Annotated in this window: 42 protein-coding genes (1 of these 42 only partly in view); 41 read left to right on the top strand and 1 reads right to left on the bottom strand. The window is 51.4% G+C overall.

Annotation, left to right across the window (positions count from 1 at the left end):
• The first annotated feature begins 90 nt into the window (after positions 1 to 90).
• The 40 genes from tuf (at position 91) to LG52_RS18400 (ending at position 23,264) form a co-directional block, all read left to right on the top strand.
• Complete coding sequence (tuf, locus tag LG52_RS18205) at positions 91 to 1,278, top strand: elongation factor Tu (RefSeq protein ID WP_011229619.1); 1,188 nt, start codon at positions 91 to 93, stop codon at positions 1,276 to 1,278.
• 296 nt (positions 1,279 to 1,574) lie between these two features.
• Positions 1,575 to 1,883, top strand: a complete 309-nt coding sequence (rpsJ, locus tag LG52_RS18210) for a 30S ribosomal protein S10 (protein ID WP_008881945.1) — start codon at positions 1,575 to 1,577, stop codon at positions 1,881 to 1,883.
• 20 nt (positions 1,884 to 1,903) lie between these two features.
• Positions 1,904 to 2,545 carry a 50S ribosomal protein L3 gene (rplC, locus tag LG52_RS18215; protein ID WP_011229620.1) on the top strand — a complete coding sequence of 214 codons (642 nt, stop codon included), beginning with the start codon at positions 1,904 to 1,906 and terminating at the stop codon, positions 2,543 to 2,545.
• A gap of 29 nt (positions 2,546 to 2,574) precedes the next feature.
• Positions 2,575 to 3,198, top strand: coding sequence for a 50S ribosomal protein L4 (gene rplD / locus LG52_RS18220; RefSeq protein ID WP_044733000.1), 624 nt, complete (start codon positions 2,575 to 2,577; stop codon positions 3,196 to 3,198).
• On the top strand, positions 3,198 to 3,485 hold the full coding sequence (gene rplW, locus LG52_RS18225) for a 50S ribosomal protein L23 (protein WP_011229622.1): 288 nt from the start codon (positions 3,198 to 3,200) through the stop codon (positions 3,483 to 3,485). The genes rplD and rplW overlap by 1 nt, the downstream gene beginning before the upstream one ends.
• Positions 3,486 to 3,512: 27 nt before the next feature.
• Positions 3,513 to 4,343 (top strand): 50S ribosomal protein L2, encoded by an 831-nt coding sequence (gene rplB / locus LG52_RS18230; RefSeq protein WP_011229623.1) that lies wholly within the window; start codon positions 3,513 to 3,515, stop codon positions 4,341 to 4,343.
• 33 nt (positions 4,344 to 4,376) lie between these two features.
• A complete protein-coding gene (gene rpsS, locus LG52_RS18235; protein ID WP_011229624.1) occupies positions 4,377 to 4,655 on the top strand; it encodes a 30S ribosomal protein S19 in 279 nt (92 codons plus the stop codon).
• Positions 4,656 to 4,673: 18 nt separating this feature from the next.
• Positions 4,674 to 5,015 (top strand): 50S ribosomal protein L22, encoded by a 342-nt coding sequence (gene rplV / locus LG52_RS18240; protein WP_011229625.1) that lies wholly within the window; start codon positions 4,674 to 4,676, stop codon positions 5,013 to 5,015.
• 3 nt (positions 5,016 to 5,018) lie between these two features.
• Complete coding sequence (gene rpsC, locus LG52_RS18245) at positions 5,019 to 5,675, top strand: 30S ribosomal protein S3 (RefSeq protein WP_044733001.1); 657 nt, start codon at positions 5,019 to 5,021, stop codon at positions 5,673 to 5,675.
• Positions 5,676 to 5,677: 2 nt separating this feature from the next.
• Positions 5,678 to 6,103, top strand: a complete 426-nt coding sequence (gene rplP, locus LG52_RS18250; RefSeq protein WP_011229627.1) for a 50S ribosomal protein L16 — start codon at positions 5,678 to 5,680, stop codon at positions 6,101 to 6,103.
• On the top strand, positions 6,103 to 6,303 hold the full coding sequence (gene rpmC / locus LG52_RS18255) for a 50S ribosomal protein L29 (RefSeq protein WP_011229628.1): 201 nt from the start codon (positions 6,103 to 6,105) through the stop codon (positions 6,301 to 6,303). Before rplP ends, rpmC begins: the two co-directional genes overlap by 1 nt.
• Positions 6,304 to 6,327: 24 nt before the next feature.
• Entirely contained in the window at positions 6,328 to 6,591 is a 264-nt protein-coding gene (rpsQ, locus tag LG52_RS18260) for a 30S ribosomal protein S17 (RefSeq protein WP_011229629.1), read from the top strand.
• A 49-nt stretch (positions 6,592 to 6,640) separates the two neighbouring features.
• Complete coding sequence (rplN, locus tag LG52_RS18265; protein WP_011229630.1) at positions 6,641 to 7,009, top strand: 50S ribosomal protein L14; 369 nt, start codon at positions 6,641 to 6,643, stop codon at positions 7,007 to 7,009.
• Positions 7,010 to 7,045: 36 nt separating this feature from the next.
• Positions 7,046 to 7,357, top strand: coding sequence for a 50S ribosomal protein L24 (gene rplX, locus LG52_RS18270; protein WP_044733002.1), 312 nt, complete (start codon positions 7,046 to 7,048; stop codon positions 7,355 to 7,357).
• A gap of 27 nt (positions 7,358 to 7,384) precedes the next feature.
• On the top strand, positions 7,385 to 7,924 hold the full coding sequence (rplE, locus tag LG52_RS18275) for a 50S ribosomal protein L5 (RefSeq protein WP_011229632.1): 540 nt from the start codon (positions 7,385 to 7,387) through the stop codon (positions 7,922 to 7,924).
• A 29-nt stretch (positions 7,925 to 7,953) separates the two neighbouring features.
• Positions 7,954 to 8,139, top strand: a complete 186-nt coding sequence (locus LG52_RS18280; RefSeq protein ID WP_003247599.1) for a type Z 30S ribosomal protein S14 — start codon at positions 7,954 to 7,956, stop codon at positions 8,137 to 8,139.
• Positions 8,140 to 8,172: 33 nt separating this feature from the next.
• Entirely contained in the window at positions 8,173 to 8,571 is a 399-nt protein-coding gene (gene rpsH, locus LG52_RS18285) for a 30S ribosomal protein S8 (RefSeq protein WP_012820490.1), read from the top strand.
• Positions 8,572 to 8,603: 32 nt separating this feature from the next.
• The gene (gene rplF, locus LG52_RS18290) at positions 8,604 to 9,140 is read left to right on the top strand and encodes a 50S ribosomal protein L6 (protein WP_044733003.1); all 537 of its coding nucleotides are present in this window, start codon (positions 8,604 to 8,606) and stop codon (positions 9,138 to 9,140) included.
• A 33-nt stretch (positions 9,141 to 9,173) separates the two neighbouring features.
• Positions 9,174 to 9,536 (top strand): 50S ribosomal protein L18, encoded by a 363-nt coding sequence (gene rplR, locus LG52_RS18295; protein WP_011229635.1) that lies wholly within the window; start codon positions 9,174 to 9,176, stop codon positions 9,534 to 9,536.
• A 19-nt stretch (positions 9,537 to 9,555) separates the two neighbouring features.
• Positions 9,556 to 10,056, top strand: coding sequence for a 30S ribosomal protein S5 (gene rpsE, locus LG52_RS18300; protein WP_011229636.1), 501 nt, complete (start codon positions 9,556 to 9,558; stop codon positions 10,054 to 10,056).
• A gap of 13 nt (positions 10,057 to 10,069) precedes the next feature.
• Complete coding sequence (gene rpmD / locus LG52_RS18305; protein WP_011229637.1) at positions 10,070 to 10,258, top strand: 50S ribosomal protein L30; 189 nt, start codon at positions 10,070 to 10,072, stop codon at positions 10,256 to 10,258.
• Between the two features lie 20 nt (positions 10,259 to 10,278).
• On the top strand, positions 10,279 to 10,719 hold the full coding sequence (gene rplO, locus LG52_RS18310; RefSeq protein WP_011229638.1) for a 50S ribosomal protein L15: 441 nt from the start codon (positions 10,279 to 10,281) through the stop codon (positions 10,717 to 10,719).
• On the top strand, positions 10,719 to 12,011 hold the full coding sequence (gene secY / locus LG52_RS18315; protein ID WP_044733004.1) for a preprotein translocase subunit SecY: 1,293 nt from the start codon (positions 10,719 to 10,721) through the stop codon (positions 12,009 to 12,011). The genes rplO and secY overlap by 1 nt, the downstream gene beginning before the upstream one ends.
• A 43-nt stretch (positions 12,012 to 12,054) precedes the next feature.
• Positions 12,055 to 12,708, top strand: a complete 654-nt coding sequence (locus tag LG52_RS18320) for an adenylate kinase (protein ID WP_044733005.1) — start codon at positions 12,055 to 12,057, stop codon at positions 12,706 to 12,708.
• Entirely contained in the window at positions 12,705 to 13,472 is a 768-nt protein-coding gene (gene map, locus LG52_RS18325) for a type I methionyl aminopeptidase (RefSeq protein ID WP_044733006.1), read from the top strand. The genes LG52_RS18320 and map overlap by 4 nt, the downstream gene beginning before the upstream one ends.
• A 95-nt stretch (positions 13,473 to 13,567) precedes the next feature.
• Entirely contained in the window at positions 13,568 to 13,786 is a 219-nt protein-coding gene (gene infA / locus LG52_RS18330) for a translation initiation factor IF-1 (RefSeq protein ID WP_011229642.1), read from the top strand.
• 35 nt (positions 13,787 to 13,821) lie between these two features.
• Complete coding sequence (rpmJ, locus tag LG52_RS18335; protein WP_011229643.1) at positions 13,822 to 13,935, top strand: 50S ribosomal protein L36; 114 nt, start codon at positions 13,822 to 13,824, stop codon at positions 13,933 to 13,935.
• A 20-nt stretch (positions 13,936 to 13,955) separates the two neighbouring features.
• Entirely contained in the window at positions 13,956 to 14,321 is a 366-nt protein-coding gene (gene rpsM, locus LG52_RS18340) for a 30S ribosomal protein S13 (RefSeq protein ID WP_015373728.1), read from the top strand.
• A 25-nt stretch (positions 14,322 to 14,346) separates the two neighbouring features.
• The gene (rpsK, locus tag LG52_RS18345; protein WP_011229644.1) at positions 14,347 to 14,736 is read left to right on the top strand and encodes a 30S ribosomal protein S11; all 390 of its coding nucleotides are present in this window, start codon (positions 14,347 to 14,349) and stop codon (positions 14,734 to 14,736) included.
• 150 nt (positions 14,737 to 14,886) lie between these two features.
• Positions 14,887 to 15,831 (top strand): DNA-directed RNA polymerase subunit alpha, encoded by a 945-nt coding sequence (locus LG52_RS18350; protein ID WP_011229645.1) that lies wholly within the window; start codon positions 14,887 to 14,889, stop codon positions 15,829 to 15,831.
• Positions 15,832 to 15,931: 100 nt separating this feature from the next.
• Positions 15,932 to 16,294, top strand: coding sequence for a 50S ribosomal protein L17 (gene rplQ / locus LG52_RS18355; protein WP_011229646.1), 363 nt, complete (start codon positions 15,932 to 15,934; stop codon positions 16,292 to 16,294).
• A 123-nt stretch (positions 16,295 to 16,417) separates the two neighbouring features.
• Positions 16,418 to 17,257: an energy-coupling factor ABC transporter ATP-binding protein gene (locus tag LG52_RS18360; protein WP_044733007.1), complete on the top strand. Its 840-nt coding sequence runs from the start codon at positions 16,418 to 16,420 to the stop codon at positions 17,255 to 17,257.
• Positions 17,233 to 18,105 carry an energy-coupling factor ABC transporter ATP-binding protein gene (locus tag LG52_RS18365; RefSeq protein WP_044733008.1) on the top strand — a complete coding sequence of 291 codons (873 nt, stop codon included), beginning with the start codon at positions 17,233 to 17,235 and terminating at the stop codon, positions 18,103 to 18,105. The genes LG52_RS18360 and LG52_RS18365 overlap by 25 nt, the downstream gene beginning before the upstream one ends.
• Positions 18,098 to 18,895: an energy-coupling factor transporter transmembrane component T family protein gene (locus tag LG52_RS18370; protein ID WP_044733009.1), complete on the top strand. Its 798-nt coding sequence runs from the start codon at positions 18,098 to 18,100 to the stop codon at positions 18,893 to 18,895. Before LG52_RS18365 ends, LG52_RS18370 begins: the two co-directional genes overlap by 8 nt.
• A 12-nt stretch (positions 18,896 to 18,907) precedes the next feature.
• Positions 18,908 to 19,684 carry a tRNA pseudouridine(38-40) synthase TruA gene (truA, locus tag LG52_RS18375; protein ID WP_044733010.1) on the top strand — a complete coding sequence of 259 codons (777 nt, stop codon included), beginning with the start codon at positions 18,908 to 18,910 and terminating at the stop codon, positions 19,682 to 19,684.
• Between the two features lie 178 nt (positions 19,685 to 19,862).
• Positions 19,863 to 20,300 (top strand): 50S ribosomal protein L13, encoded by a 438-nt coding sequence (gene rplM, locus LG52_RS18380; protein WP_011229651.1) that lies wholly within the window; start codon positions 19,863 to 19,865, stop codon positions 20,298 to 20,300.
• Positions 20,301 to 20,322: 22 nt separating this feature from the next.
• Entirely contained in the window at positions 20,323 to 20,715 is a 393-nt protein-coding gene (gene rpsI / locus LG52_RS18385) for a 30S ribosomal protein S9 (protein WP_025950570.1), read from the top strand.
• 119 nt (positions 20,716 to 20,834) lie between these two features.
• Positions 20,835 to 21,275 (top strand): YbaK family protein, encoded by a 441-nt coding sequence (locus LG52_RS18390; RefSeq protein WP_044733011.1) that lies wholly within the window; start codon positions 20,835 to 20,837, stop codon positions 21,273 to 21,275.
• A 66-nt stretch (positions 21,276 to 21,341) separates the two neighbouring features.
• Positions 21,342 to 22,058, top strand: coding sequence for an N-acetylmuramoyl-L-alanine amidase CwlD (gene cwlD / locus LG52_RS18395; RefSeq protein ID WP_044733012.1), 717 nt, complete (start codon positions 21,342 to 21,344; stop codon positions 22,056 to 22,058).
• 189 nt (positions 22,059 to 22,247) lie between these two features.
• Complete coding sequence (locus tag LG52_RS18400; RefSeq protein ID WP_044733013.1) at positions 22,248 to 23,264, top strand: Mrp/NBP35 family ATP-binding protein; 1,017 nt, start codon at positions 22,248 to 22,250, stop codon at positions 23,262 to 23,264.
• A gap of 84 nt (positions 23,265 to 23,348) precedes the next feature.
• Here the strand turns inward: LG52_RS18400 and gerD are convergent, their stop codons facing one another.
• Complete coding sequence (gene gerD / locus LG52_RS18405) at positions 23,349 to 23,978, bottom strand: spore germination lipoprotein GerD (protein WP_044733014.1); 630 nt, start codon at positions 23,976 to 23,978, stop codon at positions 23,349 to 23,351.
• A gap of 149 nt (positions 23,979 to 24,127) precedes the next feature.
• On the opposite strand from gerD, the gene LG52_RS18410 reads away from it, so the two are divergent.
• Positions 24,128 to 24,692, top strand: the 5' portion of a protein-coding gene (locus tag LG52_RS18410) for a KinB-signaling pathway activation protein (RefSeq protein WP_044733349.1). It continues 35 nt past the right edge of the window; the window shows 565 of its 600 coding nt (coding positions 1–565); it begins with the start codon at positions 24,128 to 24,130; its stop codon lies beyond the right edge, outside the window.

Here is a 24,692-nt window from a genome sequence, read left to right on the forward strand (position 1 = left end):
AAGTAAGACTTGGGAACATTTTGTTCCCAAGCATCCTATACTTACCCAACCATATAAATTCATATCTTACTTTTAAGGAGGATATCTCTCATGGCTAAAGCGAAATTTGAGCGCACGAAACCGCACGTCAACATTGGCACGATCGGCCACGTTGACCACGGGAAAACGACGTTGACAGCTGCGATCACGACGGTTTTGGCGAAACAAGGGAAAGCCGAAGCAAAAGCGTACGACCAAATCGACGCTGCTCCGGAAGAGCGTGAACGCGGGATTACGATTTCGACGGCGCACGTCGAGTATGAAACAGATGCTCGCCACTATGCGCACGTTGACTGCCCGGGCCACGCTGACTACGTCAAAAACATGATCACGGGCGCGGCGCAAATGGACGGCGCGATCCTTGTTGTCTCGGCGGCTGACGGTCCGATGCCGCAAACGCGCGAACACATTCTTCTCTCCCGCCAAGTCGGTGTTCCGTACATCGTTGTATTCTTGAACAAATGCGACATGGTGGACGACGAAGAATTGCTTGAACTTGTTGAAATGGAAGTTCGCGATCTTCTCTCTGAATACGACTTCCCAGGCGATGAAGTGCCGGTCATCAAAGGTTCGGCATTAAAAGCGCTTGAAGGCGACCCGCAATGGGAAGAAAAAATCATTGAACTGATGAATGCGGTTGACGAATACATCCCGACGCCGCAACGTGAAGTGGACAAACCGTTCATGATGCCAATCGAGGACGTCTTCTCGATCACGGGCCGCGGTACGGTTGCAACAGGCCGTGTTGAACGCGGTACGTTGAAAGTTGGCGACCCGGTTGAAATCATCGGTTTGTCGGATGAGCCGAAAACGACGACCGTTACGGGTGTAGAAATGTTCCGCAAACTTCTCGATCAAGCGGAAGCTGGCGACAACATCGGTGCGCTTCTCCGCGGCGTATCTCGTGATGAAGTCGAGCGCGGCCAAGTATTGGCGAAACCTGGTTCGATCACGCCGCACACGAAATTCAAAGCGCAAGTATACGTCCTGACGAAAGAAGAAGGCGGACGCCATACTCCGTTCTTCTCGAACTACCGTCCGCAATTCTACTTCCGTACGACGGACGTAACGGGCATTATCACGCTTCCGGAAGGCGTCGAAATGGTTATGCCTGGCGACAACGTTGAAATGACGGTGGAACTGATCGCCCCGATCGCGATCGAAGAAGGTACGAAATTCTCGATCCGCGAAGGCGGCCGTACGGTCGGCGCTGGCTCTGTATCGGAAATCATCGAGTAATCACGGCAAAAAAGGGTGTCCAGCAATGGACATCCTTTTTTTGATGCCATCTTGACCGTCAGATTGGCGGCTGTGTTGAAAACGGGATGGCGGCTAGGTATAATAGAAGAAGCGTGGGAAAAGCAAAGAAATCACTTGCAATCTTGCTTACATACCAGTATAATATCAAATGTTGGTCTTTGACTGCGATGAAGCGGAAGGTTGCTGACACACCCGGCCGCTTTGCCACGGCGGTGTGCAGGAAATTTCCGTGGAGAAGTCTATTTTCAAAATAGGCGAAGAAGGAGGGAAACCAAATGGCAAAAGAAAAAATTCGCATTCGTTTAAAAGCTTACGATCATCGAATTTTAGACCAATCGGCGGAGAAAATTGTGGAAACCGCAAAACGTTCCGGGGCAAAAGTGTCGGGGCCGATCCCGCTGCCGACGGAAAGAACGGTGTATACGATCTTGCGCGCCGTTCATAAGTACAAAGACTCCCGTGAACAATTCGAAATGCGGACGCATAAACGTTTGATCGACATCATCAACCCGACTCCGCAAACGGTTGATTCGTTAATGCGTCTCGATTTGCCGTCGGGCGTTGATATTGAAATTAAACTTTGATCGACTGGGAGGTGTGACACATGACGAAAGGAATCTTAGGAAGAAAGATCGGTATGACGCAAATATTTGCGGAAAATGGCGATTTGATTCCGGTAACCGTCATCCATGCGACGCCGAACGTCGTCCTGCAAAAGAAAACGATCGAAAACGACGGTTACGAAGCGATCCAATTAGGTTTTGAAGATATTAGCGAAAAACGCGCCAATAAACCGCAAATTGGCCATGCTGCCAAAGCTAACACGGCACCTAAGCGCTTCATTCGTGAAATCCGCGGCGCCAACATCGATGAATATGAAGTTGGCCAAGAAGTGAAAGTTGACATTTTCAGCGAAGGCGAAATTGTCGATGTCACGGGCATTTCGAAAGGGAAAGGCTTCCAAGGGGCGATCAAACGCCACGGTCAATCACGCGGGCCAATGGCTCACGGTTCCCGTTATCATCGCCGTCCGGGGTCGATGGGGTCCATCGCGCCAAACCGCGTTTTCAAAACGAAAAACTTGCCGGGCCGCATGGGCGGTGAGCGCGTGACGATCCAAAACTTGAAAATCGTGAAAGTGGATCCGGAGCGCAACTTGTTGCTCATTAAAGGCAATGTGCCGGGTCCGAGAAAAGGCTTAGTCATCGTCAAAAGCGCCGTGAAAGCAGCGAAGAAGGCGAAATAACATCCGGCCAAGAAAGGAGGAACTACGTAATGCCAAAAGTAGCATTATACAACCAAAACGGTCAGACGATCGGCGAAATCGAGTTGAACGACGCCGTTTTTGGAATTGAACCGAATAGACATGTGTTGTTCGAAGCAGTGATTATGCAACGCGCCTCGATGCGTCAAGGAACGCATAAGACGAAAAACCGCGCTGAAGTGAGCGGCGGCGGCCGCAAGCCATGGCGCCAAAAAGGGACAGGACGCGCCCGTCAAGGTTCGATTCGCGCTCCGCAATGGCGCGGCGGCGGTACGGTCTTTGGTCCAGTTCCGCGCAGCTACAGCTACAAACTTCCGAAAAAAGTTCGCCGTTTAGCGATCAAATCGGCATTGTCTTCGAAAGTGCTTGAAAACGACATCGTTGTATTGGATCAGCTGACGCTCGAAGCGCCGAAAACGAAAGAAATGGTGAAAATTTTAAACAACCTCTCGGTTGACCGGAAAGCGCTCATCGTAACCGACGAGCTGAATGAGAACGTATATTTGTCGGCGCGCAACATCCCGGGCGTGAAAGTAGTTGCCGCCAACGGCATCAATGTGCTCGATGTGCTCAATCATGACAAACTCGTCATTACGAAGGCGGCCGTGGAGAAAGTAGAGGAGGTGCTTGCATAATGAAAGACCCTCGCGACATTATTAAGCGCCCCATCATCACGGAAAATACAATGAACTTGATCGGGCAAAAAAAATATACGTTTGAGGTCGACGTCAAGGCGAATAAGACAGAAGTGAAAGACGCCGTCGAGAAAATTTTCGGCGTTAAAGTAGCCAAAGTGAACATCATGAACTATAAAGGGAAATTTAAACGCGTCGGCCGCTACAGCGGCTATACGAACCGCCGCCGCAAAGCGATCGTCACGCTGACGCCGGACAGCAAAGAGATCGAACTGTTTGAAGTGTAACATAAACGATGAAGGAGGGACATTCCGATGGCGATCAAAAAGTACAAACCGACATCGAACGGCCGTCGCGGCATGACGGTGCTTGATTTCTCGGAAATTACGACGGATCAGCCGGAAAAATCGCTGCTTGCCCCGTTAAAGAAAAAGGCGGGCCGCAACAATCAAGGGAAAATTACGGTGCGTCATCAAGGCGGCGGCCATAAACGCCAATATCGGATTATCGACTTTAAACGCGACAAAGACGGAATTCCTGGACGCGTTGCTACGATTGAATACGATCCGAACCGTTCTGCCAATATCGCGCTCATCAACTATGCAGACGGTGAAAAACGCTACATTATCGCGCCGAAAAACTTGAAAGTCGGCATGGAAATCATGTCCGGTCCAGATGCGGACATTAAAATCGGCAATGCGCTTCCGCTTGAGAACATCCCAGTCGGTACGCTCGTCCACAACATTGAGCTGAAACCGGGCCGCGGTGGACAATTGGTGCGTGCAGCTGGTACATCGGCGCAAGTGCTTGGGAAAGAAGGAAAATACGTCATCGTTCGTTTGGCTTCCGGCGAAGTGCGCATGATTTTAGGCAAATGCCGCGCAACGGTTGGTGAAGTCGGCAACGAGCAGCACGAACTTGTCAACATCGGGAAAGCAGGACGCGCCCGCTGGTTGGGGATTCGCCCGACAGTTCGCGGTTCGGTTATGAACCCGGTTGACCATCCGCACGGCGGTGGTGAAGGGAAAGCGCCAATCGGACGCAAATCGCCGATGACACCATGGGGCAAACCGACGCTTGGATACAAAACACGCAAAAAGAAAAACAAATCGGATAAATTCATCATCCGTCGCCGCAAGAAATAATGAACGAGCGCAATTCAGAAGGGAGGTTCACTTATGGGTCGCAGCTTGAAAAAAGGTCCGTTTTGCGATGAGCATTTGATGAAAAAAATCGAAAAACTGAATGCAACAGGGCAAAAACAAGTGATCAAAACGTGGTCTCGCCGTTCGACGATCTTTCCGCAGTTTGTTGGGCATACGATCGCGGTGTACGATGGCCGCAAACACGTTCCGGTCTACATCACGGAAGATATGGTCGGGCACAAACTCGGCGAATTTGCGCCGACGCGCACGTTCCGCGGCCATGCTGGCGATGACAAGAAAACGAAACGGTAATGAGAGGAGGTTCTAGATATGCAAGCTAAAGCTGTTGCAAGAACCGTTCGCATCGCTCCTCGTAAAGCGCGCTTAGTCATTGACTTGATTCGCGGGAAAGAAGTAGGCGAAGCGTTCGCTATTTTGCGCCATACACCAAAAGCAGCTTCCCCGATCATTGAGAAAGTGTTGAAATCAGCAGTTGCCAACGCTGAACACAACTATGATATGGACGTCAACAACTTGGTCATCACTCAAGCGTATGTCGACGAAGGCCCGACGTTGAAACGGTTCCGTCCGCGCGCCATGGGACGGGCAAGCGCCATTAACAAACGCACAAGCCATATTACGATCGTCGTTTCAGAAAAGAAGGAGGGATAATCCGTGGGTCAAAAGGTCAACCCGATCGGTCTGCGCATCGGCATCATTCGTGACTGGGAATCGAGATGGTATGCGGAAAAAGACTATGCAGATCTTTTGCACGAAGACTTAAAAATCCGTGAATACATTAGCAAACGCCTGCGAGACGCGGCTGTCTCCCGCGTGGAGATTGAACGGGCGGCCAACCGCGTCAACGTAACGATCCATACCGCTAAACCGGGCATGGTCATCGGGAAAGGCGGTTCGGAAGTGGAAGCGCTCCGTAAAGCGCTCGCGCAATTGACCGGTAAACGCGTCCATATCAACATTGTAGAAATCAAAAAACCGGACTTGGATGCACGTCTTGTTGCTGAAAATATCGCTCGTCAGCTTGAAAACCGCGTATCGTTCCGCCGGGCGCAAAAACAAGCGATCCAACGTGCGATGCGCGCTGGGGCGAAAGGCATCAAAACGATGGTATCCGGCCGTTTGGGCGGGGCTGACATCGCTCGTTCGGAGCATTACAGCGAAGGGACGGTTCCACTCCATACGCTGCGCGCTGACATTGACTATGGAACGGCAGAAGCCGATACGACGTACGGAAAAATCGGCGTGAAAGTATGGATTTATCGTGGAGAAGTCCTTCCGACCAAGAAAAAAGCTGAGGAAGGAGGAAAATAATCATGTTAATGCCAAAACGCGTCAAATATCGCCGTGAACATCGCGGACGGATGAAAGGCCGGGCGAAAGGCGGCACGGAAGTTCATTTCGGTGAATTTGGGTTGCAAGCATTAGAATCAGCTTGGATTACGAACCGGCAAATCGAAGCAGCCCGCCGGGCGATGACTCGTTACATGAGACGGGGCGGGAAAGTATGGATCCGCATTTTCCCTTCCAAACCGTATACGGCAAAACCGCTTGAAGTGCGGATGGGTTCTGGTAAAGGGGCGCCGGAAGGCTGGGTCGCCGTTGTCAAACCAGGCAAAGTGATGTTTGAAGTGGGCGGTGTTTCTGAGGAAGTGGCACGTGAAGCATTGCGCCTCGCTTCTCACAAACTTCCGATCAAATGCAAATTTGTAAAACGTGAAGAAACTGGTGGTGAAGCGTAATGAAAGCGAAAGAAATCCGTGAGTTGACCACTGCCGAGATCGAACAAAAAATTAAAGCATTGAAGGAAGAATTGTTCAACCTTCGCTTCCAACTGGCTACAGGTCAATTGGAAAACACGGCGCGCATCCGCCAAGTGCGCAAAGACATCGCCCGCATGAAAACGATTATTCGCGAACGTGAGCTCGCTGCCAATAAATAATGTGCTTGAGAGGAGGTTTGTGGAATGAGCCAACGCAATCAACGCAAAGTGTACGTCGGGCGGGTTGTATCAGACAAAATGGACAAAACGATCACCGTGCTGGTCGAAACGTACAAAAAACATCCGCTGTACGGCAAACGCGTGAAATATTCGAAAAAATATAAAGCGCATGATGAACATAACATCGCGAAAGTCGGCGATATCGTGAAAATTATGGAAACTCGCCCGCTGTCGGCCACAAAACGCTTCCGCTTAGTGGAAGTCATCGAAAAAGCGGTTGTTCTGTAATCGTTCTTCACTTAGTTCGGAGAGATAATTCCGAAAGGAGGTTTCGTCGATGATTCAACAAGAATCTCGCTTGAAAGTAGCTGATAACTCTGGTGCACGTGAAGTGCTTGTCATTAAAGTGCTCGGAGGCTCGGGTCGCCGCTATGCGAACATCGGCGACGTCGTTGTGGCGACGGTCAAAGATGCGACACCAGGTGGCGTTGTTAAAAAAGGTCAAGTCGTGAAAGCAGTTGTTGTTCGTACGAAACGCGGGGTGCGCCGTCCGGACGGTTCGTACATCCGCTTTGACGAAAACGCCTGCGTCATCATCCGCGATGACAAAAGCCCGCGCGGCACGCGGATTTTCGGACCGGTTGCCCGTGAATTGCGCGATAAAGACTTCATGAAAATCATTTCTTTAGCTCCGGAAGTTATTTAATGGAACGGAACAGCGTTTCAAGGAGGTGCGAATGCGATGCATGTAAAAAAAGGCGATAAAGTGCAAGTAATCTCCGGCAAAGACAAAGGCAAGCAAGGCATCATTCTGGCGGCGTTTCCGAAGAAAAACCGCGTCATCGTCGAGGGCGTCAATATTGTGAAAAAGCATGCGAAACCGTCGCAAGCGAACCCGCAAGGCGGCATCATTGAGAAGGAAGCGCCGATCCACGTTTCGAAAGTCATGCCGCTCGACCCGAAAACGGGTGAACCGACGCGCATCGGCTACAAAATTGTCGATGGCAAAAAAGTGCGCTATGCGAAAAAATCCGGCGAGATTTTGGATAAATAACCGTGACGCAGGAAGGGAGGTACTTTTATGAACCGCCTGAAAGAGAAGTATTTAAACGAAGTCGTACCTGCTCTCATGAGCAAGTTCAACTATAAATCGATCATGCAAGTGCCAAAAATCGAAAAAATCGTCATCAACATGGGTGTCGGCGATGCGGTGCAAAACCCGAAAGCATTAGACAGCGCCGTTGAAGAGCTGACGCTGATCGCCGGTCAGCGTCCGGTGGTAACGCGTGCGAAAAAATCGATCGCCGGCTTCCGTCTTCGCCAAGGGATGCCGATCGGTGCGAAAGTGACGCTGCGTGGCGAACGGATGTATGAGTTTCTCGATAAGTTGATTTCGGTCTCGCTTCCGCGCGTGCGCGACTTCCGCGGCGTATCGAAAAAGTCGTTTGACGGCCGCGGCAACTATACGCTCGGCATTAAAGAACAGCTCATTTTTCCTGAGATTGACTACGATAAAGTGAACAAAGTGCGCGGCATGGACATCGTGATCGTCACAACGGCCAACACGGATGAAGAAGCTCGTGAACTGCTGGCGTTGCTCGGCATGCCATTCCAAAAATAATGATCCCATAACGCAAGGGAGGCGAAATCGTGGCTAAAAAATCGATGATCGCGAAACAAAAACGGACGCCAAAGTTTAAAGTGAGAGCGTACACCCGCTGCGAGCGCTGCGGCCGCCCGCACTCGGTCTATCGCAAATTCAAATTGTGCCGTATTTGTTTCCGTGAGCTCGCATACAAAGGTCAACTTCCAGGCATCAAAAAAGCCAGCTGGTAATCAACCCATTGATTGGGAAGGAGGTAAAACATAATGGTGATGACAGATCCAATTGCTGATATGCTGACTCGCATCCGCAATGCGAATATGGTGCGTCACGAAAAACTCGAAGTCCCGGCTTCGAAAATCAAGCGGGAAATCGCCGAAATTTTAAAGCGCGAAGGGTTTATTCGTGATTATGAATATATCGAAGACAACAAACAAGGCATTCTCCGCATCTTCTTGAAATACGGTCCGAACAACGAACGTGTCATTACCGGGCTGAAACGCATCAGCAAACCGGGGCTGCGCGTTTACGTCAAAGCCCATGAAGTGCCGCGCGTCCTGAACGGCTTAGGGATCGCGATTCTTTCGACATCGCAGGGCATCTTAACAGACAAAGAAGCACGGCAAAAAGGCACGGGCGGCGAAGTAATCGCCTACGTTTGGTAATCTATCTGCTTAAGAATGGAGGTGTTTTTGACATGTCACGTGTCGGCAAAAAACCAATTGAAATTCCTGCCGGTGTCACCGTTACGGTCAACGGCAGCACGGTTACGGTCAAAGGGCCGAAAGGGGAGCTGACCCGCACGTTCCATCCAGATATGACGATCACGGTTGAGGGCAATGTGATCACCGTTACGCGCCCGAGCGATGAAAAACATCACCGCGCGCTCCATGGCACGACGCGCAGCTTGCTCGCCAACATGGTCGAAGGCGTTTCAAAAGGTTATGAAAAAGCGCTCGAACTCGTTGGTGTCGGGTACCGGGCGTCGAAACAAGGGAAAAAGCTTGTATTGAGCGTCGGTTATTCTCATCCGGTAGAAATTGAGCCGGAAGAAGGGCTTGAAATTGAAGTGCCATCCCAAACGAAAATCGTCGTCAAAGGGGCAGACAAACAGCGCGTCGGCGAACTGGCCGCCAACATTCGCGCAGTTCGTCCGCCAGAGCCGTATAAAGGCAAAGGCATCCGCTACGAAGGTGAACTTGTGCGCCTGAAAGAAGGCAAAACTGGTAAATAACGCGGCATAGCGAAGCGAAAGGAGTGACATTCGATGATCACAAAAGTGGACCGAAACGCGGTTCGGAAGAAAAGACACGCGCGCATCCGCAAAAAAATCTTTGGCACGGCTGAACGTCCGCGGTTGAGCGTGTTCCGTTCTAACAAACATATTTACGCGCAAATTATCGACGATACGAAATCGTCAACGATCGTCAGCGCCTCGACGCTGGATAAAGAATTCGGTTTAGATTCGACGAACAACATTGAGGCAGCGAAAAAAGTCGGCGAACTTGTCGCCAAACGTGCGTTGGAAAAAGGCATTAAAAAAGTCGTGTTCGACCGTGGCGGGTATTTGTATCACGGACGGGTGAAAGCATTGGCAGACGCCGCCCGCGAAGCCGGCTTGGAATTCTAATTACAAAGGAGGGACAACGATGCGTCGTATCGATCCAAACAAACTTGAATTGGAAGAGCGTGTAGTCGCGGTCAACCGTGTAGCAAAAGTCGTGAAAGGCGGACGTCGCCTACGCTTTTCGGCTCTAGTCGTCGTCGGCGATAAAAACGGCCATGTCGGATTTGGCACTGGAAAAGCACAAGAGGTTCCAGAAGCGATCCGCAAAGCGATTGAAGATGCGAAGAAAAACTTAATTGAAGTGCCGATCGTCGGCACAACGATTCCGCATGAAGTCATCGGCCATTTCGGTGCCGGGGAAATCATTTTAAAACCCGCTTCCGAAGGTACCGGGGTCATCGCTGGGGGTCCGGCGCGTGCGGTGCTGGAGCTGGCGGGCATCAGCGACATCTTGTCGAAATCGATCGGCTCAAACACGCCAATCAACATGGTGCGCGCAACGTTTGATGGGCTGAAACAATTAAAACGCGCCGAAGACGTAGCGAGATTGCGCGGCAAAACAGTCGAGGAACTGTTAGGATAAGGAGGGAACGATCATGGCAAAAAAACTGGCGATTACCCTCACGCGCAGCGTGATTGGCCGTCCGGAAGACCAACGCGTTACTGTCAGAACGCTCGGCCTGCGAAAAATGCACCAAACGGTCATCCACAATGACAATCCTGCGATCCGCGGGATGATCAACAAAGTAGCCCACCTTGTCAAAGTGAAAGAAATCGAGGAATAATCATAAGGAGGTGCTTTGCCATGAAACTTCATGAATTGCAACCAGCGCCGGGATCCCGAAAGAAAGCTGTGCGCGTCGGCCGCGGGATCGGTTCGGGCAACGGCAAAACGTCCGGCCGCGGTCAAAAAGGTCAAAATGCCCGCTCGGGTGGAGGAGTTCGTCTTGGGTTCGAAGGCGGTCAAACCCCGCTGTTCCGCCGCTTGCCGAAACGCGGGTTTACGAACATCAATCGGAAAGAATATGCGGTCGTGAATCTGGAAAAACTGAACCGCTTTGAAGACGGAACGGAAGTGACGCCGGAATTGCTCCTTGAAACGGGCGTCATCAGCAAGCTGAAATCGGGTGTGAAAATTTTGGGCAAAGGCCAAATCGAGAAAAAGCTGACGGTCAAAGCGCATAAGTTCTCGGCATCGGCGAAAGAGGCCATTGAGGCGGCTGGCGGTAAAACTGAGGTGATTTAATGTTTCGGACAATCTCCAACTTTATGCGCGTCAGTGATATTCGAAACAAAATTATTTTCACTCTTCTTATGTTGATCGTGTTCCGCATTGGAACGTTCATCCCTGTTCCAGGCGTGAACGCGGATGTGTTAAAACTGCAAGATGAATTGAATGCATTCGGCGTCCTGAACATTTTCGGCGGCGGGGCGCTGCGAAACTTTTCGATTTTTGCCATGGGAGTTATGCCCTATATCACGGCATCGATTATCGTCCAGCTGCTGCAAATGGACGTTGTTCCAAAATTTACGGAGTGGTCGAAGCAAGGCGAGGTTGGCCGGCGTAAATTAGCTCAATTTACCCGCTATTTCACGGTCGTGCTCGGGTTTATCCAAGCCATCGGCATGTCCTACGGCTTTAACAACTTGGCTGGCGGGATGCTCATTCGAAATCCGGGCATCGGCACGTATTTGCTGATTGCGGTTGTCTTGACTGCCGGCACGGCATTTTTAATGTGGCTCGGCGAGCAGATCACCGCAAAAGGCGTCGGCAACGGCATTTCGATCATTATTTTTGCCGGGATCGTCTCGGGCATTCCGACGGTTCTTAATCAGATTTATGCGCAACAGTTCGAAAATGTCGGGGAAGATGTGTTTTTGCGCATCGTCCGGCTCCTGCTTGTAGCATTGGCAGTTGTCGCCGTCATCGTTGGCGTCATTTACATCCAGCAGGCGTTCCGGAAAATTCCGATTCAATATGCGAAGCGGCTTGAGGGTCGAAGTCCAGTGGGCGGCCATTCCACCCATTTGCCGCTCAAAGTGAATCCGGCGGGAGTCATTCCGGTCATTTTCGCCGTGTCGTTTTTGATTGCACCACCGACGATTGCATCGTTTTTTGGCACGAATGATGTAACATTGTGGATTCGCCGAACGTTTGACTATACTCATCCGGTCGGGATGATCATTTATGTCGTGCTCATTATCGCGTTTACGTACTTTTATGCGTTTGTTCAAGTCAATCCGGAGCAGATGGCGGACAACTTGAAAAAACAAGGCGGCTACATCCCAGGTATTCGCCCTGGGAAAAACACACAAGAGTACGTGACGAGAATTTTATACCGGCTAACGCTGGTCGGATCAATCTTTTTGGCGGTTGTCGCTGTGCTGCCGGTGTTCTTTGTGAACTTTGCCAACTTGCCGCCTTCCGCACGAATCGGCGGCACGAGCTTGCTTATTGTCGTCGGCGTGGCGCTTGAGACGATGAAACAGCTTGAGAGCCAGTTGGTGAAACGCCATTACCGCGGATTCATCAAGTAAAGAAGGCAAGAGCGGACGTCCCTTGCCGATAGGGGGAGTAAGGATGAATTTAGTGCTGATGGGGCTGCCGGGTGCCGGCAAAGGCACGCAAGCCGAGAAAATTGTCGAGGCTTACGGAATTCCGCATATTTCAACGGGCGATATGTTTCGAGCGGCGATCAATGAAGGGACGCCGTTAGGGCTTCAGGCGAAGCAGTATATGGATCGCGGTGATCTTGTGCCGGATGAGGTAACGATCGGCATTGTCCGCGAACGGCTGAGCAAAACCGACTGCCAAAATGGTTTTTTGCTCGATGGATTCCCGCGCACGGTTCCTCAGGCGGAAGCGCTCGAAACAATGTTGGCGGAAATCGAGCGCAAGCTTGACTATGTCATCCATATCGACGTTCGTCAAGAGATCTTAATGGAACGCTTGACCGGCAGACGCATTTGCCGCAATTGCGGAGCAACGTACCATCTCGTTTTTCATCCGCCGGCGAAACCAGGCGTATGCGATAAGTGCGGCGGCGAGCTGTACCAGCGCCCCGATGATAATGAAGCAACAGTGGCCAACCGGCTTGAAGTGAATATGAAACAAATGAAACCGCTCCTTGATTTTTACGAGCAAAAAGGCTATTTGCGCCACATTAACGGTGAACAGGAAATGGAAAAGGTGTTTGCGGATATTCGTGAATTGCTCGGGGGACTTGCTCGATGATTCGTTGCAAAACCGCGCAGGAAATTGCTTTGATGCGCGAGGCGGGAAAAATCGTTTCCCTTACATTGAAAGAATTGCAAAAGCACATTCGCCCGGGAATCACGACAAAGGAACTGGACGCCATCGCGGAGGAAGTGATTCGTTCCCATGGCGCCATTCCGTCGTTTAAAGGGTATCAAGGGTTTCCGGGGAGCATTTGCGCCTCGGTGAATGAAGAGCTTGTGCACGGGATCCCCAGCGGCCGCGCATTGCGGGAAGGCGATATTATTACGATCGATGTCGGCGCGCAGTATGAAGGCTATCACGCCGACTCGGCCTGGACGTATGCGGTCGGGGACATCGACGCCGAGACGAAACGGCTGCTTGACGTGACAGAGCAATCGCTGTACGTCGGGCTCGCCGAGGCCAAACCGGGCGTTCGTTTAACGAACATCTCCCATGCGATTCAAACGTATGTCGAAGCGCACCACTTTTCCGTTGTCCGCGAGTATGTCGGGCACGGAATTGGTCAACACTTACATGAAGACCCACAAATCCCACATTATGGGCCGCCGAACAAAGGCCCCATTTTGCGGCCGGGAATGGCTCTGTGCATCGAGCCGATGGTCAATGCCGGCAGCCGTTACGTGAAAACGTTGGCCGACGATTGGACCGTCGTCACGGCCGATGGAAAACGGTGCGCCCATTTCGAACATACGATTGTCATTACAGAAGATGGCTACGAAATTTTAACACATTGTGGAAATGAGTCTCCCACTTCATAAGTGGGAAGGGGTAAACGTCTTCTCGATCATCATGGATATCGCGTTCGGTTTTGCGTAACACAATGTTACTCATTCGAAGGAGGGAGAGCCGCTCGATGGCGAAAGATGATGTAATCGAAGTGGAAGGCACCGTCATCGAAACATTGCCAAATGCGATGTTTCGTGTAGAATTAGAAAATGGGCATACGGTGTTAGCCCATGTGTCCGGCAAAATCCGCATGCACTTCATCCGCATTTTGCCTGGCGACCGGGTGACGGTGGAGCTGTCGCCGTACGATTTGACGCGTGGACGAATTACGTATCGGTATAAATAAAGGAATGCACTCCGTTTCATAGGGAGGTAAACGACATGAAAGTAAGACCATCTGTCAAACCGATTTGCGAAAAGTGCAAAGTTATTCGCAGACGCGGTAAAGTCATGATCATTTGTGAAAATCCGAAACACAAACAACGCCAAGGGTAATTTCTAAGGAGGTGTATCATATGGCACGCATTGCTGGTGTCGATATTCCGCGTGATAAACGGGTAGTCATTTCGTTAACATACATTTATGGGATCGGCAAACCGACCGCACAAAAAATCTTAAAAGAAGCCGGTGTATCGGAAGACACACGCGTTCGCGACTTAACGGAAGAAGAGCTTAGCCGCATTCGTGAAATCGTCGGCCGCTTAAAAGTGGAAGGCGATTTGCGCCGGGAAGTATCGTTAAACATTAAACGTTTGATGGAGATCGGTTGCTATCGTGGTCTTCGCCATCGCCGCGGATTGCCGGTTCGCGGCCAAAACACGAAAAACAATGCCCGCACGCGCAAAGGTCCGCGCCGTACGGTAGCGAACAAGAAAAAATAATTACGCAAAGGAGGTCATTTGACGAATGGCACGCAGAACAAACACTCGCAAACGCCGGGTAAGAAAAAATATTGATACAGGCATCGCCCATATCCGTTCAACGTTCAACAACACGATCGTGACGATTACGGATGTTCATGGCAACGCCATTGCTTGGGCGAGCGCCGGTTCGCTGGGATTCAAAGGTTCGCGCAAATCAACGCCGTTTGCGGCGCAAATGGCGGCTGAAGCAGCAGCGAAAGCGTCGATGGAGCATGGCATGAAAACGGTCGAAGTGAACGTCAAAGGTCCGGGGGCTGGCCGCGAGGCAGCGATCCGTGCATTGCAAGCAGCCGGGTTGGAAATTACGGCGATCAAAGACGTCACTCCAATCCCGCACAATGGATGCCGTCCGCCAAAACGTCGCCGCGTGTAACGCCCCTGTATAGAATTTGAACCATTGTCAATAATGGGATATGATAAAGACCATGGCAGGCAAGCGTAAAGAGAGATTCATGGGGGAATGTTGTTAGGCGTGTACCGTTTGATCGGGGTTTCGACGTTTTGAAGGAGGGTATAATAATCGATGATTGAAATTGAAAAGCCGAAAATTGAAACGGTCGAACTGAGCGAAGATGCCAAATATGGCAAATTCGTCGTCGAACCGCTTGAGCGTGGATATGGTACAACCTTAGGGAACTCCTTGCGTCGTATCCTATTGTCTTCACTCCCTGGTGCAGCTGTAACATCGGTGCAAATCGACGGCGTCTTGCATGAGTTTTCAACGATTGACGGCGTCGTTGAAGATGTGACAGCCATCATTTTGAATATCAAAAAACTAGCGTTGAAAATTTATTCAGATGAAGAGAAAACGTTGGAGATTGATGTGCAGGGTGAAGGAGTTGTCACGGCTGCCGATATCACTCACGACAGCGATGTCGAAATTTTAAACCCGGACCTTCATATCGCGACGCTGGCGGAAGGCGGCCGCCTGCGCATGCGCATGACCGCCAAGCGGGGGCGCGGATATGTTCCTGCTGAGGCGAATAAGCGCGAAGACCAGCCCATCGGCGTCATTCCGATCGATTCTATTTATACGCCGGTCTCCCGAGTTTCTTATCAAGTCGAGAATACAAGGGTCGGCCAAGTGACGGACTATGACAAGCTGACCATTGATGTGTGGACGGATGGAAGCATCGGGCCGAAAGAGGCCATTTCCCTTGGAGCGAAAATTTTAACGGAGCACTTGAACATTTTTGTCGGCTTGACGGATGAAGCGCAAAACGCGGAGATCATGGTCGAGAAAGAGGACGATCAAAAAGAAAAAGTGCTCGAAATGACGATCGAGGAACTCGATCTTTCGGTTCGTTCCTACAATTGCTTGAAGCGGGCCGGCATCAACACTGTTCAAGAACTGACGCAAAAAACGGAAGAAGATATGATGAAAGTACGCAACCTCGGCCGCAAGTCGCTTGAGGAAGTGAAAGCGAAACTGGCTGAGCTTGGCCTCAGCCTACGCAAAGACGACTAAGCGCCGGCCTCCGCCGGCAAGCCGGAAACACACTTTCACCATATCGTTTTGATGATGACCACCATGAGGAACACATCACTTTAAAAGGGAGGGACATTTGATGTCGTACAGAAAATTAGGACGCACGACTTCGCAACGAAAAGCACTGCTTCGTGACTTGGCAACAGACTTAATCATCAACGAACGCATTGAAACGACGGAAGCGCGGGCGAAAGAACTGCGCTCGGTCATGGAAAAAATGATTACGCTCGGCAAACGCGGCGATTTGCATGCCCGCCGCCAAGCAGCGGCGTTTATCCGCAAAGAGGTCGCCAACAGCGAAACCGGCCAGGATGCTCTGCAAAAGCTGTTCAGCGACATTGCGCCGCGCTACCAAGATCGCCAAGGCGGCTATACGCGCATTATGAAACTTGGTCCTCGCCGCGGTGACGGGGCGCCGATGGTCATTATTGAACTCGTGTAACGGTTTCATTTCAACAAGGGCGAGACAGTTTCGTTTGAACTGGATCTATGCCCTTTTTTTGTTTACCATCATTTAGCAGGCCGCGTTTGCAACGCGGCCAAGGCGAAGCAAGGGGAAACGATCATGACCGAACCAATCTTGTCGATCGAGGGAGTGTCCTTTCGCTATCCTAATCAATCCGACTATGCGGTGCAAAACGTCAGCTTCACGGCCGAGCGCGGGGAGTGGCTGGCGATCGTCGGCCATAACGGATCCGGCAAATCGACTATCGCTCGGATGCTGATTGGTTTGCTTCGGCCGGAGCGGGGCGCCATTCGCTTGTTTGGTCGCCTTTTGAACGACGCAACCGTTTGGGAGGTGCGCCGCCGCGTCGGCCTTGTGTTCCAGAATCCGGACAACCAGTTTGTCGGCGCGACCGTTGAAGACGACATCGCTTTTGCCCTGGAAAACAACGGCATTCCGCGCTCGGAAATGGTCGAGCGCATTCGCGAGGCCATTCGCCAAGTCCATATGGAGCCGTTTCTCCATTATGAGCCGCACCGGCTGTCCGGCGGACAAAAGCAGCGCGTCGCCATCGCTGGCATTTTGGCGCTCCGCCCCGATATGATCATTTTGGACGAAGCGACATCGATGCTTGACCCGCGCGGAAGGGAAGAAGTGCTTGAGACGGTTCGCCGCCTGAACCGCCAGCAGCGCATTACGGTGTTGTCGATCACCCATGATTTGGAAGAAGCGGCGAAGGCAGACCGCCTCATTGTGATGAACAAAGGCGAAGTGATGGCAGAAGGGACGCCGGAGCAAATCTTTCGGCTCGGAAGCAAGCTCGAGCGCATCGGTCTTGATTTGCCGTTTGCCGTGAAAATGGGCAGTCGTTTGCGGGAACAAGGCATTCCGCTTCGGGGTGGATATTTTACGACAGAGGAGTTGGTCGAGGAGTTATGGACATTGTATTCGAAAAAGTAGAGCATGTGTACAACGCCCGTTCACCGCTTGCCCGTCGGGCGCTCTATGATGTCAATGTCGCAATCCGAAGCGGGGCGTACGTCGCCATGGTTGGGCATACGGGCTCGGGAAAATCGACCCTCCTTCAGCACTTAAACGGGTTGTTGCAGCCGACAAGCGGCGCGGTGAAGATCGGCGAAGAGACGATCACGAGCAATAAGCGGCCAAAGCAGCTGAAACCGCTGCGCAAAAAGGTCGGGATCGTCTTCCAATTCCCGGAGCATCAGTTGTTTGAAGAAACAGTGGAGAAAGACATTTGTTTTGGCCCGCTCAATTTTGGAGTGCCGGAAGACGAGGCGAAGCGGAAGGCGCGGGAGCTCATTAGGATTGTCGGATTGAGTGAAGATGTATTGGCGAAGTCCCCATTTGATTTGAGCGGAGGGCAAATGCGGCGCGTCGCCATCGCCGGCGTGCTCGCGCTTGAGCCGGAAGTGCTCGTGCTCGATGAACCGACCGCCGGCCTTGACCCGCGCGGGCGCAAAGAGATGATGGAGATGTTTTATCGCCTCCATCGTGAAAAGCAGTTGACAACCGTTCTCGTCACCCACAGCATGGAAGATGCAGCTCGGTACGCTGATGAGATCATCGTCATGCATGAAGGGACGGTATGGGGGCATGGAACGCCAGAAGAGATGTTTCGCGATGCTGACAAACTGGCTGCGATCGGTTTGAGCGTGCCGGAAACGGTCAAATTGAAACAGCAGCTCGAAAAGCGGTTTGGCGTTGCCATTCCGTCGCCATGCTTGACGTTGGAACAGACAGCGGAAGCCATCCAGCAATTGTTCTCCAAGGTGAGCGTCCATGACTAATCATTTGATTATCGGTCAATATGTGCCTGGTCATTCCGTCATTCATCGCTTAGACCCGCGCGCCAAACTATTGATCGTGTTTGCTTACGTCCTGATCGTCTTTTTGGCGAACAATGCGGCGACGTATGCACTGCTGTCGCTGTTTGCGTTTGCCTTTGCAGCGCTGTCTCGCATCCCGTTTTCGTTCATTGCCCGCGGCTTGAAACCGATTTTATGGGTCGTTTTGTTTACATTGCTGTTGCATCTATTCATGACGAAAGAAGGAGACGTCATCTACCAAATCGGTGCGCTCTCTGTATATGAAGGCGGCATCAGGCAAGGGATCTTTATTTCCCTAAGGTTTTTGCTCCTTGTATTGATGACGACGATGTTGACGTTGACGACGACGCCGATTGAAGTGACCGACGGCGTCGAAAGTTTGCTCGGGCCGCTCAAAAAGATGCGCGTTCCTGTCCATGAGCTCGCCTTGATGATGGCCATTTCGCTTCGATTCATTCCAACATTGATGGAAGAGACGGAAAAAATTATGAAAGCGCAGGCAGCACGTGGCGTCGACTTTTCCGGCGGCCGTTTTTCCGAACGGATGAAAGCCATTGTCTCACTGCTTGTGCCCCTGTTTATCAGCTCGTTCAAACGAGCCGATGAGCTGGCGACAGCGATGGAGGCGCGCGGCTACCGCGGCGGGGAAGGGCGGACGAAATTCCGCCAGCTCGCTTGGAAGCCGGTGGACATCGCGTTTTTAGCGGCCGTGGCGCTGCTGGCTGTATTGCTTTTTCTACTACGTTCGTAGCGGAGGAAGGCCATGACACAACGGATCAAATGCATCATCGCCTATGATGGCACCCACTTTTCCGGCTACCAAATCCAGCCGGGAAAGCGGACGGTGCAAGGCGAGTTTGAGGAAGTGCTTCGGCGGATGCATAAAGGGACGGAAGTGCGTGTGGCGGCTTCCGGAAGGACGGATGCCGGCGTTCATGCCTATGGACAAGTCATCCACTTCGATACGCCGCTTTCCCTTTCCTCGGAGCAGTGGAAAAAGGCGTTGAACGCCCAGCTGCCGGATGATATCGTCGTTCGCTTTGTACAGGAGGCCGGTGCATACTTCCACGCCCGTTTTTCGGCGAAAGCGAAAGAATACCGCTATAAAGTATGGACGGCTGCCGAGCGCGACGTGTTTCGCCGCCATTATTGCGCATGGCATCCATATTCGCTTCATATCAGCGCGATGAACGAGGCGCTTCGTTTGCTTCATGGAACACACGATTTTACAAGCTTTTGTTCCGCAAAAACGTCGATCGAAGACCGGGTGCGCACCATGTATCGGGCTGAAGTAAAGGCCGACGGCCCGATGCTCGAGTTTCGGTTTATCGGCAGCGGCTTTTTATACAACATGGTGCGCATTATCGTTGGCACGGTGTTGGAGATCGGCCAAGGGAAGCGTTCTCCCGCCGACATTTCGACACTGCTTGCGGTGAAAGATCGGCGCCTCGCTGGTCCAACTGCGCCGGCCGAAGGGCTGTATTTATGGCGTGTATACTACGCGGATGAATGGTTAGAGCGTGAATTGGCGGATGGCTGATGTTTTCCCCCTTATTTTCTAAGGCAACGAATCCTTGTGTAACATTTTCTTGACATTGGCGCGCCGGCAAGCTATTATATCATATGGCATGTATTTTCCACGATTAGCCCCGGACAATAATCGTGTTGAAATAAACGACCATTTGTTTGTTCATTTTTTATTTTAGGAGGGAACTGCATTGCGTACGACTTACATGGCGAAACCGAACGAAGTAGAGCGGAAATGGTACGTTGTCGACGCAGCTGGCAAAACGTTAGGCCGTTTAGCCAGCGAAGTAGCAGCGCTGTTGCGCGGCAAACATAAACCGACGTTCACTCCGCATGTTGACTGCGGGGACCACGTCATCGTCATCAATGCCGACAAAGTCGAACTGACAGGGAAAAAATTGACGAAAAAACTGTACTATCGCCACAGCTTATATCCAGGCGGTTTAAAAGTAAGAACAGCGCTGGAAATGCGTACGAACTACCCGGAACAAATGATCGAACGTGCCGTGCGCGGCATGCTTCCAAAAGGCAGCCTTGGCCGGCAAATGTTCAAAAAGTTGCACGTATACCGTGGAAGCGAACATCCGCATCAAGCGCAAAAACCAGAAGTGTATGAACTTCGCGGATAATTGACAAGGGAGGGTATTGATTTTGGCACAAGTACAATATTACGGCACAGGTCGTCGCAAAAGCTCGGTTGCCCGCGTCCGCCTCGTTCCAGGCGATGGACGCATCATCGTCAATAAACGAGACATTCGCGAATACATCCCGTCGGAAGCGCTCATCGAGATGGTGAAGCAGCCGCTCGTATTGACGGAAACGCTTGGCAGCTATGACGTTTTGGTGAACGTCCAAGGCGGCGGATTTGCTGGCCAAGCCGGCGCCATTCGCCACGGCATCGCCCGCGCGTTGCTTGAAGTCGATCCGGAATTCCGCACGGTGCTGAAACGGGCCGGTTTGCTGACGCGCGATGCCCGCGTCAAAGAACGGAAAAAATACGGGCTCAAAGGCGCCCGCCGCGCTCCGCAATTCTCGAAACGTTAATCGCACGATGTTTCAACCCAGCCAATTCGGCTGGGTTTTTTGCTTATTTCTGCCTTTGGCCCGCGCGTATGTTTGCGACTGATCGTTAAACACTACATCGTAAAGGAGCGTGAAAAACGATGACAGTCATCACTTCATTGGCGGAAAAAAGGCAGGAAAAGCAGCTCCGTTACGAACGGAACATGTTGCGCGAACTCTCCCTTGAGAAGTTGCGGGCCAAAGCGCTGGAGCACTTTGTTCCGTTTTATACGGCGTATCAGATGTTTCCATCCGTTGTTGAGGAAGGCTGCATTGATCTGGCCATTGAAGCGTATTTGCTCGGCGCTCGCTACAGCCGATTCGGCTATTATGGGGAGCCGGCGGCCAGCGTACGCTGTCGATGTGCTCAAGAAGAAAAATATTTGATCGATACGCTGTTTGATTTTCTTTGCTTTTGGGGCAATATTGACGACGATTTCCTCAGCCAGTCGCTGTATGACGCGTGTGAACAATATATCGGCAGCTGGTGGACGGAAGGATTTGAGCGGGGCAAAAAACGGCGTCGTCTAAAACTTCGCTGAATGAGTTCTATTCCCGCGCCTTGTCCCATATAAGATAGAGAAGGGAAACGTGCGGGAGGAGAAACAATGAGAGAAAAATGGAAGTGGCTGGTCGCTTTTGCTGCCGTCGCCCTTATGAGCATTTTGCTGTTTCCACCCTTATTTTCCGAATTGACATCGACAAAACCATGGAATCTTCCATTGTCTGGGAGAATCATTGTATTGGACCCCGGTCACGGTGGACCGGACGGCGGCGCCGTCGGCGGTGAGGTGGTGGAAAAGGATATCGCGCTCAATGTGGCGAAAAAGCTGCGCGATTATCTGCAGCAGCAAGGGGCGCTCGTCCTGATGACGCGCGAGACGGATCGGGACTTGGCCAGCCCGTCCACACGCGGCTACAGCCGGCGGAAAACGGAGGATTTGCTCGAACGAACGGCTTTTGTGAACCGCTCGAATGCCGATCTTTTCATCAGCATCCATCTCAACGCCATCCCGTCGCCGCGTTGGCGGGGGGCGCAGACGTTTTATTACGGCTCGTTCATCGAAAACGAGCGGCTGGCGAGATTTATCCAAGCGGAATTGCGGCGCAATTTGGAGAACACCCATCGACTGGCAAAAATGATTGATACCGTCTATTTGCTCAAGCATGCAAAAATCCCCGGCGCACTTGTCGAGGTCGGTTTTTTGTCAAATCCAGACGAGCGGGAGCTGCTTGCGTCTGATGGCTATCAAACGAAGCTGGCCGCCTCCATTTATAAAGGGGTGCTTCGCTATTTTTCCAACGAACATACGCCTCGCGAGTAGCGGGGATTTTTTATGGTCGGAACAGAGGGGGCGGCTGACCGCCCCCGTTTTGCCAAACGAAATTAGAAATTCCCCCCTTTTCAACCAAGAGGGCGTGCGGAAGCAAGCCAAACATGGCGGTCGTCTGCCGATTTATGGTATGATAACATGTAGAAGCGACCATTGATTTGCAAAAGGTTGGTGAATACGATGTTGACGGAAACCGAAGTGCGCGCCATTCTCGAAAAGATGAAAGATCCCTTTTTAAACAAAACGTTTAAAGAGACGAATGCCATCCAAGAAATTAAAATTAAGGAAGAGAAAAATCATGTCAGCGTGAAAATCGCGCTCGCTAAAACCGGAACGCCCGAGCAGCTTCGCGTGCAAACGGCGATCGTCCAGCAGCTGAAAGACGCGGGCGCTGCGACGGTCGGGCTGCGGTTCGCCGAACTGCCGCGCGACGTGGTGGAGAAATATAGCGAAAACAAGCAAAAAACGACGTATATAGCCATCGCCAGCGGCAAAGGCGGGGTCGGCAAATCGACCGTTTCCGTCAATTTGGCAGTCGCGCTCGCCCGGCTCGGCAAAAAAGTCGGGTTGATTGACGCTGACATTTACGGGTTCAGCGTTCCGGACATGATGGGAATCACCGAGCGCCCAACGGTGAGGGGCGATAAAATCATCCCAGTCGAACGGTTTGGCGTGAAAGTTATTTCGATGGCCTTTTTCGTCGAGGACAACGCCCCGGTCATTTGGCGCGGCCCGATGCTGGGGAAAATGTTGAACAACTTTTTCAAAGAAGTCGAATGGGGCGATTTGGATTATTTGCTGCTTGACTTGCCGCCTGGCACGGGCGACGTCGCCTTGGACGTCCATACGCTCTTGCCGTCATGCAAAGAAATTATCGTTACGACTCCGCATCCGACCGCTGCGTTTGTCGCTGCCCGCGCTGGGGCTATGGCGCTGCGCACCGAACATGAAATTATCGGCGTGATCGAAAATATGTCGTACTACGAAAGCCGGAAAACTGGAGAAAGAGAGTATGTGTTTGGCAAAGGCGGCGGAGAAAAGCTGGCCAAAGAGCTGCAAACTGAGCTGTTAGGGCAGCTGCCGCTTCAGCAGCCGGATTGGAATGACGACGACTTCGCCCCGTCCGTTTACGCAGAAGATCATCCGATCGGGAAAATTTATATGGATATCGCCCGCAAAATCGTTGCGAAATATTAATCGGTTTCACAAAAAGCGTCCGATAGCGAGAACCTGCCGATTAGAGCGTTGGCGGTTTCAGCGCGCGGACGCTTTTTCGCTTGATTAACCTCCTCCGCCTTGTTGGTTGCCGGTGCTTTCTTCTCCCTCTCCCCCTTCCCCTCCGCCTTCTTCTCCTTGTTTTTCTCCGCCTTGCTGAACCTTTTCAGCTGCTTTCATCAACATATCTTGAATTTTCGCCTGATACAGCGGGCTGTTCAACGTTTCCGTGATCACCTTTTGCAAATGCTGGCGGAACTCTTTGCTTTTTAAGACATCGACCATGGCTTTTTCCATTTCTGGATCTTTTAAAATATCGATCATCAGCGCCTGGTAATCGGGATCTTTCATGAGCGCCTTCATCATTTTTTCATGTTCTGCCTGCAGCCCTTTGGCAAAACTTTCAGCGAATTTCGGGTCTTTTAACGCACTTTCCCAGAACTTTTTTCCTTGATCGGATGTCAGCATTTGTTGCAGTGTTTCTTTTACAGTTTTTTGATCTATGACTAATTGCTGTTTCATCTGATCTTCCGACATAATATCTTGAATCGCCTTTTTCCCCTCGTCGGTTTTTAAAATGTCAACAACCATCTTTTTCGTTTCGTCATAATCCGGGGGAGGGGGGCTGATTTCTTGAGGGGCACAGGAACCAAGAACGAGAAAACTGAGCAAGAGGAGCGGTAGGCATTTGTTCATGAAAATGAGCTCCTTTCTGCAAAAATCCCTCACCCTTAATATGAATGTTGGCGAAAAAAATATGCATGGGGGAGATCGGAGCTGGCTTTTTTACAAGGGCGCTGGTAAAATGGTAAGCGGGTTATGCTGAAATGATGGAGGATGAAGCTGTGAACAGCCGCAAATGGGTGCGTTTATTTTTATCGACGCTGCTGATCGGCGGCATCGCCACGGCGGCCGTCGGCATTGTTTTCAACTGGGAGGAGTTCGGGCGCTTGCTGTTGCGCTTAGAAATGGTCGAATTTATGGCTGTTTTGTTATGGCATATCGGCGTTGGCTTTATTTTCAGCGTCATCAGCCAAGCGGGATTTTTTGCCTATTTGACCGTCCATCGGTTCGGGCTTGGCATCTTCCGTTCGTTATGGAACTCTGTACAGCTTGTTTTGATTATGTTTGTGCTGTTTGATTTAGTGTATTTCCGTTACATGGCGTTTGCAGACAAGGGTGATTCGATCATCCCGTACATGCTAGTGGCGTTGTTCATTTTGGCGGTTGGGTTGGCTGTTGCCTACGTCAAGAGCGCACAGACGAACAAAGGAGCGTTCGTCCCGGCTTTGTTCTTTATGGTCGTCGTTACGGTCATTGAATGGTTTCCTGTGTTGCGCATCAACGACCGCGATTGGCTGTATTTGATGCTGATTCCTTTATTAGTATGCAATGCATATCAGCTTCTTA

It is taken from the genome of Geobacillus kaustophilus (genome assembly GCF_000948285.1).
Taxonomy (GTDB): domain Bacteria; phylum Bacillota; class Bacilli; order Bacillales; family Anoxybacillaceae; genus Geobacillus; species Geobacillus thermoleovorans_A.